The sequence below is a fragment of the Pseudomonas sp. GW823-FHT02F05 genome (genome assembly GCF_058797315.1).
In genome coordinates this window covers 35516-49025 of record NZ_JBXAJM010000008.1, presented here as the reverse complement: position 1 = coordinate 49025, position 13510 = coordinate 35516, and the positions used below count along the sequence as shown (strand labels likewise).

The window sequence follows — 13510 nt, the reverse complement described above, 5'->3', positions numbered from 1 at the left end:
AAGGGCAGAACGCTGGCGAGGCATCGAGATCTTTCCCACGCTCTGCGTGGGAACGCCTCTTTTGACGCTCCGCGTCACGCTTCTGGACGCAGAGCGTCCTTGAGCTGCATTCCCACGCGGAGCGTGGGAACGATCAGCCGCGATCAGCCGCGTTGTATCAGTTAGCCGATGGTCATCAGGCTGGCGTTACCACCCGCTGCAGCAGTGTTAACGCTCAACGCACGCTCGATCACCAGACGCTCCAGCGCAATCGCCGTTTCGCCTTGCGACATGCCATGCACCCCGACAATTGCCCCACCGCGCTGCGCCACTTGCTGGCACACCGCACGCAGTTGGTCGGAATCACCGTGATGCAGCACAGCGTCAAACACCACGTCGTCCTTGGACCAGTCGGCCACGCGCTTGATCTTCGCCTGAATCTCTTTAGGCAGGCGTGGGAACAAGGCCTTGGTCAGCTCGGTTTCCGGCCATACCGCCGAACCACCGACGGCCAATACCGCCGCCAGTTGGGTCAGCAGGTCGCCTTCCACTTCGGCCAGGCACAGCACGTGCTCGCGCGGCAGGATGGCGTAGCTGTTGCGCTCGCCAGTCGGGCCGGCCAGTTGGCGGGTGATACCGCTCTGCGATTGGGCGGCGAACTGCGTGCACAACGCGCTCAGTTCGCTGAACTTATTGCCGTCGGCCCAGGTTTTCAGGGCGGTCAGCGATTGGCTCATGGCATCACGCAGGCGCACATCCGGCGCGGCCAGCTTGTCGCCCCGTACGAAGGATTGCTCGATCGCATCGGTAGGACGAGTCGACAGCAAGCGGTACAGGTACAGCGGGCCACCGGCTTTCGGGCCAGTGCCGGACAGGCCTTCGCCGCCGAACGGCTGCACGCCGACCACGGCGCCAACAATGTTGCGGTTGACGTAGACGTTACCGGCATTGACGTTGTCGATCACCTTGGCGATGGTCTCGTCGATGCGGGTGTGCACGCCCAGGGTCAGGCCGTAGCCGGAAGCGTTGATCTGGCCGATGAGCTGGTCGATCTCTTTGCGCTTGTAGCGCACTACGTGCAATACCGGGCCGAAGATCTCGCGTTGCAGTTCGTCGAAGCTTTCCAGCTCGATCAGGGTCGGCATCACGAAGGTGCCGCGCTTGATCTCTTCACCGTCGGCAATCGCCACCTGGTAAACGTTGCGGCCTTTGTCGCGCATGGCCTGGATGTGTTTCTCGATACCGGCCTTGGCTTCGGCGTCGATCACCGGGCCGATGTCGACCGACAGGCGTTCCGGGTTACCCAGGCGGCATTCAGCCATGGCGCCCTTGAGCATTTCGACCACACGGTCTGCCGAATCTTCCTGCAGGCACAGTACGCGCAGGGCCGAACAACGTTGACCGGCGCTGTCGAAGGCCGACGATACGACGTCGATCACCACTTGTTCGGTCAGCGCCGAGGAATCGACGATCATCGCGTTCTGGCCACCGGTTTCGGCGATCAGCGGAATCGGGCGACCCTGGGCATCCAGGCGACCGGCGACATTGCGTTGCAGCAGGCGCGCCACTTCGGTGGAACCGGTGAACATCACGCCTTTGACGCGATCATCACCCACCAGACGGGCACCGACGCTTTCGCCCTGGCCTGGCAGCAATTGCAGCACACCTTCCGGAATGCCGGCTTCAAGCAGGATGCGTACGGCCTGGGCAGCCACCAGCGGCGTCTGCTCGGCAGGCTTGGCCAGCACCGGGTTACCGGCAGCCAGCGCTGCAGCTACCTGGCCGCTGAAGATGGCGAGCGGGAAGTTCCACGGGCTGATGCACACCACTGGGCCCAATGGGCGGTGGGCGTCATTGGTGAAGTCGTTGCGCGCCTGCACTGCGTAGTAGCGCAGGAAGTCCACGGCTTCACGCACTTCCGCGATGGCGTTGGCGAAGGTCTTGCCGGCTTCACGGGCCAGCAGGCCCATCAGCGGCTGGATCTCGCCTTCCATCAGGTCGGCGGCGCGTTCCAGGATGGCAGCGCGTTCGGCGGGCGGGGTGGCCTGCCAGATCGGTGCGGCGCTGATGGCGCACTGGATGGCGTTGTCGACGTCTTCGACGGTGGCTTCCTGTACCTGGCCGACCACATCACGCAGGTCGGACGGGTTCAGCACCGGTTGAGCCGTTTCATTGCTGGCGGCGCAACCGAGCATCGGTGCGGCTTTCCAGTTGTTGTGAGCAGTGGCGAGCAGGGCGCAGGACAGCGAGGCCAGACGATGTTCGTTGGCCAGGTCGATACCGGCCGAGTTGGCGCGGTCGCTGCCGTACAGGTCACGCGGCAAAGGGATGCGCGGGTGTGGCAGGCCGAAACCGCCTTCCTGGGTTGCCATTTGCTCGATACTGGCCACCGGGTCGGCTACCAATTCCTGGATCGAGATGGACTGGTCAGCGATACGGTTGACGAACGAGGTGTTGGCACCGTTTTCCAGCAGGCGGCGTACCAGATAGGCCAGCAGTGTTTCGTGGGTACCAACCGGTGCGTATACACGGCACGGACGGTTCAGCTTGCCTTCGGAAACCTTGCCTACAACCTGTTCGTACAGCGGTTCACCCATGCCGTGCAGGCACTGGAACTCGTACTGGCCGGGGTAATAGTTCTGACCGGCGATGTGGTAGATAGCCGACAGGGTGTGGGCGTTGTGCGTGGCGAACTGCGGGTAGATGACTTCCGGCACCGACAGCAGTTTGCGTGCGCAGGCAATGTAGGAAACGTCGGTGTATACCTTGCGGGTGTAGACCGGGTAGCCTTCCAGGCCTTCGACCTGGGCGCGCTTGATTTCGCTGTCCCAGTACGCGCCTTTTACCAGGCGGATCATCAGGCGATGGCGGCTGCGGCGGGCCAGGTCGATGACGTAGTCGATCACATACGGGCAACGCTTCTGGTACGCCTGGATCACAAAGCCGATGCCGTTCCAGCCAGTCAATTGCGGCTCGAAGCACAGGCGCTCGAGCAGGTCCAGGGACAGCTCCAGGCGGTCGGCTTCTTCGGCGTCGATGTTCAGGCCGATGTCGTACTGCTTGGCCAGCAAAGTCAGCGACAGCAGGCGCGGGTACAGCTCATCCATCACACGCTCGTACTGCGCACGGCTGTAGCGCGGGTGCAGGGCGGAGAGTTTGATGGAGATGCCCGGGCCTTCATAGATCCCACGGCCATGGGAGGCTTTGCCGATGGAATGAATGGCTTGTTCGTACGAGGCCAGGTACTTCTGGGCGTCGTGTTCGGTGAGTGCGGCTTCACCGAGCATGTCGTAGGAATAGCGGAAGCCCTTGGCTTCGAATTTGCTCGCATTGGCCAAGGCTTCGGCGATGGTTTCGCCGGTGACGAACTGCTCACCCATCAGGCGCATGGCCATGTCGACGCCCTTGCGGATCATCGGCTCGCCGCTCTTGCCGATGATGCGGCTCAGGGACGAGGTCAGGCCTGCTTCGTTGTGGGTGGACACCAGCTTGCCAGTCAGCAGCAGGCCCCAGGTAGCGGCGTTGACGAATAGCGATGGGCTGTTGCCCAGGTGGGGCTGCCAGTTGCCGGTGCTGATCTTGTCGCGGATCAGCGCATCGCGGGTGCCTTTGTCCGGGATACGCAGCAGCGCTTCGGCCAGGCACATCAGCGCCACGCCTTCCTGGGACGACAAGGAGAATTCTTGCAGCAGGCCCTGAACAATACCGGCACGGCCGCCGGCACTCTTCTGATTGCGCAGTTTTTCGGCAATGCTCGCGGCCAGCTTGTTGGTGGCTTCGGCCATCGGTGCCGGCAGGCGCGCCTGTTCGATCAGCATCGGTACCACTTCCGGCTCGGGGCGGCGGTAAGCGGCGGTGATTGCGGCACGCAATACCGATTGCGGCAGGATGCTCTCGGCGAACTCAAGGAAGCACTGGTGGGCGTGGTCGGCCTGGACCTCGCCGGCATCATCGGCCTCCTTGGTGCTCAAGCCATTGAGCTCGGACAGGGTTGCACCACCCTCGAGTTTCTCCAGGTAATTGAAAATCGCCTGCTTGATCAGCCAGTGCGGCGTGCGATCAATGGAGGTCGCGGCGGCCTTCAGGCGTTCGCGGGTCGGGTCGTCGAGTTTGACCCCAAGGGTGGTCGTTGCCATTTTTTTATCCTCATGGGTGCCACTACCGAGTGGCATCTGCTGGCGGCAAGATTAGCTTTGCCCATCCTGAGGTGCAACCGGGTGCAACCCTTTTGTTGGTTAAATATTCGACGCTTGATCGGAAAAAAATAAACACACGACCGAATCCGCTTCGCGCTGGTGCATTTGCTTCTGAGATCAGCTGTTCTTGCTCCGAAAAGGAGCAAAAAAAGCGCGTTTGTCCTAAAACATACTTGGGTGCAACTTAAACGGCAGAAACTGGTTGCACCTTATTTGCTTTGTTGAATAGCATTCGCGCACCAAGGTGCAACCAACCCTCTGGGTGGGTTCATCGGCTGGCGGCTTTCCTGGGGAAACGCCAGTCATAAATGCGCGGCATGCAGGTTCGTCTATCCGGTTATCCACGGGTGGCCGTCCCCATGACCGTCGCTACATAAAAACAAAGCCAGGGCGTCACTCCTATGAGCGTTAGTAATCCAACCCTGATCACGTTCGTGATCTACATCGCAGCAATGGTGCTGATCGGCCTGATGGCCTATCGCTCCACCAACAACCTTTCCGATTACATCCTGGGCGGTCGCAGCCTCGGTAGCGTGGTGACAGCCTTGTCCGCCGGTGCTTCCGACATGAGCGGCTGGCTGTTGATGGGCTTGCCGGGCGCGATCTACATGTCCGGTCTGTCGGAAAGCTGGATTGCCATCGGCCTGATCGTCGGTGCCTACCTCAACTGGTTGTTCGTGGCCGGCCGCCTGCGCGTGCAGACCGAACACAACGGCGACGCCCTGACCCTGCCGGATTACTTCTCCAGCCGCTTCGAAGATAAAAGCGGCCTGCTGCGGATCATCTCCGCCGTGGTGATCCTGGTGTTCTTCACCATCTACTGCGCCTCCGGCATCGTCGCCGGCGCCCGCCTGTTCGAAAGCACCTTCGGCATGTCCTACGAGACCGCGCTGTGGGCCGGTGCTGCAGCGACTATTGCCTACACCTTCATCGGTGGTTTCCTGGCAGTCAGCTGGACCGACACCGTACAAGCCACGCTGATGATCTTCGCGCTGATCCTCACGCCGATTATCGTGCTGCTGGCCACCGGCGGCGTAGACACCACCTTCCTGGCCATTGAAGCCAAGGACCCGACCAGCTTCGACATGCTGAAAAACACCACCTTCATCGGCGTTATCTCGTTGATGGGCTGGGGCCTGGGCTACTTCGGCCAGCCGCACATCCTCGCGCGTTTCATGGCGGCGGACTCGGTTAAGTCGATCGCCAAGGCGCGTCGCATCTCCATGACCTGGATGATCCTGTGCTTGGGCGGCACCGTGGCGGTGGGCTTCTTCGGTATCGCTTACTTCTCGGCGCACCCGGAAGTGGCGGGCCCGGTGACTGAAAACCCAGAGCGTGTGTTTATCGAGCTGGCCAAAATCCTGTTCAACCCATGGGTTGCCGGTGTGTTGCTGTCGGCCATTCTGGCGGCTGTGATGAGCACCCTGAGCTGCCAACTGCTGGTGTGCTCCAGCGCCCTGACGGAAGACTTCTACAAGGCGTTCCTGCGCAAAGGCGCTTCCCAGCTTGAGCTGGTATGGGTCGGTCGCATCATGGTGCTGGTAGTGGCCTTGATCGCCATCGCCATGGCCGCCAACCCGGAAAACCGCGTACTGGGCCTGGTCAGCTACGCCTGGGCCGGTTTCGGTGCAGCCTTCGGCCCCGTGGTACTGATCTCGGTCATCTGGAAACACATGACCCGCAACGGCGCCCTGGCCGGCATCCTGGTCGGCGCGATCACCGTGATCGTGTGGAAGCACTTCGAATTGCTGGGCCTGTACGAAATCATCCCAGGCTTCATCTTCGCCAGCCTGGCGATCTACTTCGTGAGCAAGATGGGCGCACCGACGGTGGGCATGGTCGAGCGTTTTGATGCTGCGGAAAAAGATTACAACTTGAACAAGTAATTCGCTGGGCGTTTAACGCCTGCTGAACGAACAAGAAAGGCCCACGTCCGAAGGACACTGGGCCTTTTTTTGTGTGGGCTGATTGGTGCAATTGCCGTCGATGCTCGTGGGTTCCAGCGGTGCTCACGTAGGACCTTACTTATTTGCCGAGGCAGCGCTCGGCAAGGCGAACGGCTGGTGCAGAATCGACCGCCCACCCTTCGCAGAGAAACACCGGATGTTCGCTCCTGCCAACCAACCTGCATTTACCCTGGCCCTGGATGGGGCGCCGAGTGATTTCGAGGTGTTCGCGTTCGACGGCACCGAGGCCATCAGCCAGCCCTATCGTTTTGAACTTGAGCTGGTCAGCGAGCAGCCGGATATCGACCTGGAGGGCTTGCTGCATCGCCAGGTGTACTTGGGCTTCGACGATCAGGGGCATGGCGTTCACGGCCTGGTGTATCGGGTTGCCCAGGGCGACTCGGGCCGGCGCCTGACGCGTTACCAGCTCAGCCTTGCGCCGCATCTGGCGTACCTGGCACACAGCAGCCACCAGCGCATTTTTCAGCATAAGACGGTGCCGCAGATTGTTGCTCAGGTGCTGGCAGGGCAGGGGATTCACAGTGATCGCTTTGAGTTCCGGTTGAGCGGTGATTACCCGGAGCGTGAATATTGCGTGCAGTTCGGCGAGAGCGACCTGGCGTTCATCCAGCGCCTGTGTGCCGAGCTGGGTATTCACTATCACTTCCAGCATTCCCCCGCAGGGCATCTGCTGGTGTTTGGCGATGACCAGACCGTATTTGCCCAGGCAGATCAGCCCACGCCGTACCGGCCTGGTTCGGGAATGGTCGCCGCTAACCCTGCGATCAAGCGCTTCACCTTGCAATTGGCGACCTGCACCACGGCGTTGAATCTTCGCGATTACGACTTTCGCAAACCCCATGTCGAGCTGGAAAGCGCAGCCGTCGACAAGTCATTGCCCAAGCTTGAAGCGCAGCACTACCCCGGCAAGTTTTCCGACCGAGCCCAAGGCAGATGCCTCGCCCAGCGTGGCCTGGAGCGGTACCGCAGCGACTATCGTAGTGCCCATGGCCAGGGCGATGAGCCGGCGTTGGCCAGTGGCCGGTTTCTGCAGTTGCGTGAGCACCCCCGTGAGGACTGGAACGACCTGTGGCTGGTGACGCAGGTGCGCCATGAAGGCAAGCAGCCTCAGGTGCTGGAGGAAGCGGTCACCGAGGAGGACGGAGGGGAACTGCGCCAAGGGTATCGCAACGCATTTGTCGCCGCGCCATGGGATGCGGTGTTTCGTCCGCCCTTGCCGGAGCAGCCGCGCCCGACGGTATCGGGATATCAAAGTGCAGTGGTCACCGGCCCGGTTGACAGTGAGGTTCACTGTGACGAATACGGCCGGGTCAAGGTGCAACTGGCCTGGGATCGTGTCGGCGAGCACAACGACCATTCCAGTTGCTGGCTGCGGGTCGCCAGTGGCTGGGCCCATGACCGTTATGGCGTGGTGCTGATACCCCGGGTTGGCATGGAAGTGCTGGTGGGGTTCGTCAATGGCGACATGGATATGCCGCTGGTGGTGGGGTGCCTGCCCAACGCCGCCACGCCTGTGCCCCTCGACCTGCCCGCGGACAAGACCCGTAGTCTCTGGCGTAGCCAGAGCAGCCCTGGCGGTGGTGGCTACAACGAACTGCGTATCGAGGACCGCAAGGGTGCCGAGGAAATCTACCTGCGCGCCCAGCGGGACTGGACCCAGCATGTGTTGCACGACCAACAGGTACAGGTCGATAACCAGCGTCGCGTGCAGGTGGGCGGCGAGTCGCGCCATGAGTTGCAGGGCCAGGAGCAGCGCATCACCCACGGCAACCGTTTGACCGAGCTCAAGCAGGATGACCATCTGGTGGTTGGCGGTTCGCAGCACATGCGTGCCGGGCAAATCATTGCGCTGGGGGCCGGGCAAAGCATCATCATTGATGCGGGTGCCAGCGTGACGATCCAGGCGGGCGGGCAGTCGATCACATTGTCAGCGGGCGGGATTTTCAGCAGTGTGCCGATCCAGCTCGGCAGCGCGCCTGCCCCGACGCCGGCGCCGTTAATGCCTGGGTTGAAAGAGGCTGTATTGGCAGCGGTTCCCGCGCCGTTAAGCCGTGCACAAGTGTTCAGCCTCAAACGCAGCGCGCCGTTCTGCGAAGAATGCGAGCGCTGCAAGAACGGCCAATGCGACATCGACGCCCATACACGGAGTGCGTCCTGATGCCCGCGCTCTTGACGCCCAATGCCTGGCTGGCGCAATACCCGTTGCAGCCTGATGAACAGCTGTACGCCGTGCTGGGCAATGCCAGCGACGCCAAGCCGCTCGCCGCCTGGCAAGCCACGGCCGCTGCAAAGATGCCGCGACCGATCTGGGCGGACACGGCCTACGCTGACTGGGATGAGGTCATGCCCTACGTTGGCGTCGTTGAGCCGAGCAGTGCCTTTCTCGATTGGATAGCCACCACCCAAGCGCCGGATTGGGGCTGGCTGGCGGTCTCGTCCAGCCCGCTGGAGGTGGTGATCGCGCATTTGAAGGGTTTGACCCAGGTGTACCTGCCGGAAAGCCAACCGGTGTTTTTGCGTTTCTGGGACGGCGCGCACCTTTTGCCGATGTTGCAGTCATTAGGCGACGGGGCCGGGGGCGTGCTACCGGTGTTCCAGCGCTACTTGATCAACGGCCAGCCGCTGTCGGTGGCGGCCAAACCAGTCACTGCGGCCCCAGTCAGCCCCTGGTGGCAGGTACCGGCATCGTTGCTCAAGCATATGGCTCAACAGTCTCCACAGGTGCTGGTCGACAATCTGCTGCAATGGCTCCAAGAGCAGCGTCCTGACCTCTATACCGCGTTTACGCCAGCAACCTTGCAGCATAAAGTCGCCTACTTCGCACGCAGGCCGCAAATCAGCCCTGGTGCATTGGCTGATTACCTTGCCTCGCAGCTCAGTTGAGCCCCTGGCGATAGCGTCACTTCCGTGCCGCCCGCCATGCGGCCCTGCACCTTTGCACCGGTAGAAGGTAAACTTCGCCCCCTGCGCAGGAGCAACCATGAATTATCGTCACGCCTTTCACGCCGGCAACCATGCCGATGTCTTCAAACACCTGACCTTGACCCGCCTCATCGCCCTGATGTCGCGCAAGGAACAGCCGTTCGCCTACCTCGACACTCACGCAGGCATTGGCTTGTATGACTTGCAGGGCGACCAGGCCAACCGCACCGGTGAGTACCTGGAAGGCATCGCCCGCCTGTGGGGCGCAAGCGACCTGCCGCCGCTGACCGCCGACTACATGCGCGTGTTGCACGAGATGAACCCGGATGGCCAGTTACGCTACTACCCGGGCTCGCCGGAACTGGCGCGCCGCCTCACGCGGCCCCAGGACCGTGTGCTGCTCAACGAGAAGCACCCTGAAGATGGCGTGCTGCTCAAGGACAACATGAAGGGTGATCGCCGCGTCAAAGTGCACCTGGGCGAAGGCTGGCACGTGCCACGGGCCTTGCTGCCAGTGCCGGAAAAGCGCGCGCTGATGCTGATCGACCCGCCGTTTGAAAAACTCGACGAAATGCAGCGTTGCGCCGCGTCCCTCAAGGAGGCTGTTAGCCGTATGCGCCAGACGGTGGCGGCGATCTGGTACCCGGTGAAAGACCAGCGCATGTTGCGCCGTTTCTATCAGGACCTGGCCGGTACCGGTGCGCCGAAGCTGCTGCGTGTGGAGTTGCTGGTGCATCCGCTGGACACGCCCAATACCCTTATCGGCTCGGGCCTGGCGATTGCCAACCCGCCGTGGGGCCTGGAAGAGGAATTGCGTGAGTTGCTGCCATGGTTGTCCAAGCAACTGGGCCAGACCCAGGGTGGCTGGCAGATGGATTGGCTGATCGCCGAGTAACCGATCGTTCCCGCGCTCCGCGTGGTAACGCAGCCTGTGACGCTCCGCGTCACGATGTTAAAAGCGGACGCGGAGCATCCAGTACGGCATTCCCACGCGGAGCGTGGGAATGATCATGGCACAGGGGTCAGATCGGGCAGGTCACGCCCGTGCCGCCGATCCCGCAGTAGCCCTGGGGGTTCTTCGCCAGGTACTGCTGGTGATACGCCTCGGCGAAGTACACCGTCGGGGCCTCTTCGATTTCCGTGGTGATCTCACCCAGGCCGGCCTTGCTCAGCTCTTGCTGATACGCCTCGGCACTGGCCTTGGCTGCCGCCAGTTGCTCAGGCGTGGTGGCGTAGATCACCGAACGGTACTGGCTGCCGATGTCGTTGCCCTGGCGCATGCCCTGGGTCGGGTTGTGCAGTTCCCAGAACATTTTCAGCAGGTCTTCGTATTTCACCTTGGCCTGGTCATACACCACCAGCACCACTTCGCTATGGCCGGTCAGGCCCGAGCAGACTTCTTCATAAGTGGGGTTAGGCGTAAAGCCGCCAGCGTAGCCGACCACGGTGCTGACCACGCCGTCGCGCTGCCAGAACTTGCGTTCTGCGCCCCAGAAGCAGCCCAGGCCGAAGATCGCAAAGCCGACGTCATCCAGGAACGGGCCCAGCAGTGGGTTGCCGTTGACGAAGTGCGTTTCAGGTAACTTCATCGGGGTTTCACGACCAGGCAACGCTTGTTCTTGAGTAGGCAGCACGTTTTTGTTCACCAGAATTTCCGAGCGCAAGACCATGATCAGTCCTCTCGTCAGGTTGAGTAACAGTAAATTGTCAGACAGCCAGTGTGCCCGAGTGTTACAGCGCTGTCAGGCGATTGGCCCGCGCGGGTAGCGTTTAAGCCTCTGCATCAGCTCGGCACCCGGGATCGGGCGGTCGAACAGGTAGCCCTGGCCCACGTCGCAACGGTGCCGGCGCAGGAACGCCAACTGCTCAGCGGTTTCGATGCCTTCGGCCACGACCTTGAGTTTGAGGTTGTGGGCCATGGCGATCACCGCCGAGGTGATTTCCATGTCGTCCTGGTTGTCCGGGATTTCATGGATAAAGCTGCGATCAATCTTAATGATGTCGATGGGGAATTTTTTCAAGTAGCTCAGCGACGAGTAACCGGTACCGAAGTCGTCCATCGCCAGGGTGAGGCCGAAGCTCTTGAGCTGGTCCAGTTGCAGGCGCGTATCTTCAGTGGCTTCCAGCAGCAAGCCTTCGGTCAGCTCCAGCTCCAGCAGGTTGGCCGGCAGCTGTTCCTCCTTGAGGATGGTGGCAATCGAGGCCACCAGGTCCGGGTCGGAAAATTGCTTGGGCGACAGGTTGATGGCCACCTGCAAGTTGCCCAGGCCTGCGGCCGTCAATTGCCGGCTCATGCGGCAGGCCTGGCGCGCGATCCATTTGCCGATGGGGATAATCAGCCCGGTTTCTTCAGCCACGCTGATGAACTGGTCGGGGCGGATCATGCCTTTTTCCGGGTGGTTCCAGCGCAACAGTGCTTCCATGCCCAGCAGGCGACCGCTGCGCAGGCATAGCTTGGGCTGGTAGAACACGTCCAGCTCGTTCTGGGTCAGGGCACGGCGCAGGTTGTTTTCCACGAACAGCTTGTAGCTGGCCTCGGCATTCAGCGCTTCGGTAAACACTTGCACTTGGTGCTTACCGTTGGCTTTGGCCTTGTGCAGGGCCAGGCCGGCGTTGCGCATCAGGGTCTGCGGGTCGCGGCCATGCAGCGGCGCGCAGGCCAGGCCCACGGAACCGGTGACGCTGATCAACTGGTTGTCGACGAACATCGGCTTGTCGAGGGTAGTCAGCAACTGGCTGGCCACCAGTTGGCCGGTCTCAAGGTCGGCATCGTCCAACAGCACCGCGAATTCGTTACTGGCAAAACGCGCCAGGCTGCCGCCGCTGCTCAAGCTGTTGCGCAGGCGGCGCGCCAGGCTGATCAGCAACTTGTCGCCAGTCTGGTGGCCGAGGCTGTCGTTGATGCGCTTGAAGTTGTCGATGTCCACCAACAGCAGGCTGATCGGGCTGTCGCTGTCGCGGGCAAAGCGCTCGTCGAGGTTGCGAATGAACGCCGGGCGATTGCCCAGGTTGGTCAGGTTGTCGGTGTAGGCCAGGCGTTCGATGCGCTGTTGCGCCAGCTTGGTCTGGGTGATGTCTTCGTAGATGCCGATGTAGTGGGTCAGCTCGCGGTTGTCGCCATACACCTTGGAAATCGACAGCTGGCCCCAGTACGGTTCCAGGTTCTTGCGGCGGCTCTTGAACTCGCCTTGCCAGCTGTTGCTTTTGGCCAAGGCCGAAGGCGCGTCGAACAGCAATTCGCTGAGGTTTTCCAGGGCTGGCAGTTGGGCCAGGCGATGGCCGTGGACTTCTTCGGCGCTGTATTGGGTAATCGCGGTGAAGCTGGGGTTGACGTACTCCACCACGCCGTCGCAATTGACCAGCAAAAACGCGTTGGCGCTTTGCTCCACGGCGCGCTGGAACAGGTGCAGGGCGCTGGTGGCAGTGCGGCGGTTGTGGTTGTTGATGACTTGGGCGAACTGGTCTGCCAGCTCGCCGGCGAACGCGATTTCATCGGACTGCCAGGCGCGTGGGCTGCCACCTTGCTCCAGGCACAGCACGCCGACGACCTGGCCGTCGACGCGGATGCTGGCGTCGAGCATCGCGTGGATGTCCTTGGCGCGCAGGCTTTCAGCCATTTCCCGGGTGCGTGGGTCGCGCAGGGCGTGGGTGGCGTCGATCGCGCGGCTGGAGTGCAGGGCTTCCAGGTAATCCGGGAAGCCGCTGGCATCGATGGCTTCAGGCAGATGGTGTTGTTGATCGGCGCGGTGATAGGCGGAGATCGGTACCAGATGATGGCCTTCGAGGTTCCAGATGCTGGCGCAGTCGATCTGGTAAATGTCGCAGGCGCTGCGCGTGATGAGTTCAGCGGCTTCTTGCAGGGAATTTGGCGTTGTGTAGCGTTGGCGCGCCAGCAGCAGGATCAGTTCTTGCTGGGCGCGCACTCGCTCCAGGTGTTGCAACTGCTCCTGCTGCGCTCGCTGGTTGAGCTCCAGGGCGATTTGCAGGCGGCTGTTCTGGTTTTCCAGGTCGACCGTCGGGGCGGGTGCGCTGGTCTCGCTGAACAGCCCCTCGACCACCATCAGGTAGCCGCGCACCAGGTGGCGGTTATGTTGTTTGTAGGCCTCGCCCATCTCCAGCACGCTCAGCGGGCCGTCATGGGTGTGCAGGTTGTAGCGCACCAGATAATGGGGGCTGTGGGCCAGTTGCTGCTGGATCGCATCGTGCAACTGGTAGCGCGCCTGGGGTTCCATCAGGCTGGCGTAGGGTGTGCCGATCAAGGCGCAGAGTTCAACCGCCGGCAGGCCGAACTGGCGTTCGCAATTGGGATCGAGGTAGAGCAGGGCCCAGCTTGCCTCATTAAGCCGCTCGAAACGCAGCATACCGAGGCGCGAAGGCACCGGTAATTGCGTCACTACCTCGGCCGCCATACGGGCGACATCGGGTTGGCTTTTCATGGGGAAACTC

Annotated in this window: 7 protein-coding genes; 4 read left to right on the top strand and 3 right to left on the bottom strand. The window is 61.8% G+C overall.

Features of this window, described 5'->3' with window-relative positions:
* Positions 1–161 precede the first annotated feature (161 nt).
* Positions 162–4115 (bottom strand): trifunctional transcriptional regulator/proline dehydrogenase/L-glutamate gamma-semialdehyde dehydrogenase, encoded by a 3954-nt coding sequence (gene putA / locus AC1RAC_RS11490; RefSeq protein WP_280089421.1) that lies wholly within the window; start codon positions 4113–4115, stop codon positions 162–164.
* A gap of 461 nt (positions 4116–4576) precedes the next feature.
* Between putA and putP the strand changes: the two genes are divergently transcribed.
* The 4 genes from putP (at position 4577) to AC1RAC_RS11470 (ending at position 9959) form a co-directional block, all read left to right on the top strand.
* A complete protein-coding gene (putP, locus tag AC1RAC_RS11485) occupies positions 4577–6061 on the top strand; it encodes a sodium/proline symporter PutP (RefSeq protein WP_034125609.1) in 1485 nt (494 codons plus the stop codon).
* A 217-nt stretch (positions 6062–6278) separates the two neighbouring features.
* Entirely contained in the window at positions 6279–8300 is a 2022-nt protein-coding gene (locus AC1RAC_RS11480) for a type VI secretion system Vgr family protein (protein ID WP_057975418.1), read from the top strand.
* Complete coding sequence (locus tag AC1RAC_RS11475) at positions 8300–9025, top strand: DUF4123 domain-containing protein (RefSeq protein ID WP_054918898.1); 726 nt, start codon at positions 8300–8302, stop codon at positions 9023–9025. Before AC1RAC_RS11480 ends, AC1RAC_RS11475 begins: the two co-directional genes overlap by 1 nt.
* A 97-nt stretch (positions 9026–9122) precedes the next feature.
* A complete protein-coding gene (locus AC1RAC_RS11470) occupies positions 9123–9959 on the top strand; it encodes a 23S rRNA (adenine(2030)-N(6))-methyltransferase RlmJ (protein ID WP_054918897.1) in 837 nt (278 codons plus the stop codon).
* Positions 9960–10086: 127 nt separating this feature from the next.
* On the opposite strand, the gene msrA is transcribed toward AC1RAC_RS11470, so the two are convergent.
* Both msrA and AC1RAC_RS11460 read right to left on the bottom strand, forming a co-directional pair.
* Positions 10087–10734 (bottom strand): peptide-methionine (S)-S-oxide reductase MsrA, encoded by a 648-nt coding sequence (msrA, locus tag AC1RAC_RS11465; protein ID WP_014716620.1) that lies wholly within the window; start codon positions 10732–10734, stop codon positions 10087–10089.
* A gap of 72 nt (positions 10735–10806) precedes the next feature.
* Positions 10807–13500, bottom strand: coding sequence for a putative bifunctional diguanylate cyclase/phosphodiesterase (locus AC1RAC_RS11460; RefSeq protein ID WP_054918895.1), 2694 nt, complete (start codon positions 13498–13500; stop codon positions 10807–10809).
* Positions 13501–13510: the final 10 nt, after the last annotated feature.

Coding starts and splice junctions, on each gene's coding strand:
- putA (WP_280089421.1), bottom strand. CDS start 4,115: ATGGCAACGACCACCCTTGGGGTCAAACTCGACGACCCGACCCGCGAA.
- putP (WP_034125609.1), top strand. CDS start 4,577: ATGAGCGTTAGTAATCCAACCCTGATCACGTTCGTGATCTACATCGCA.
- AC1RAC_RS11480 (WP_057975418.1), top strand. CDS start 6,279: ATGTTCGCTCCTGCCAACCAACCTGCATTTACCCTGGCCCTGGATGGG.
- AC1RAC_RS11475 (WP_054918898.1), top strand. CDS start 8,300: ATGCCCGCGCTCTTGACGCCCAATGCCTGGCTGGCGCAATACCCGTTG.
- AC1RAC_RS11470 (WP_054918897.1), top strand. CDS start 9,123: ATGAATTATCGTCACGCCTTTCACGCCGGCAACCATGCCGATGTCTTC.
- msrA (WP_014716620.1), bottom strand. CDS start 10,734: ATGGTCTTGCGCTCGGAAATTCTGGTGAACAAAAACGTGCTGCCTACT.
- AC1RAC_RS11460 (WP_054918895.1), bottom strand. CDS start 13,500: ATGAAAAGCCAACCCGATGTCGCCCGTATGGCGGCCGAGGTAGTGACG.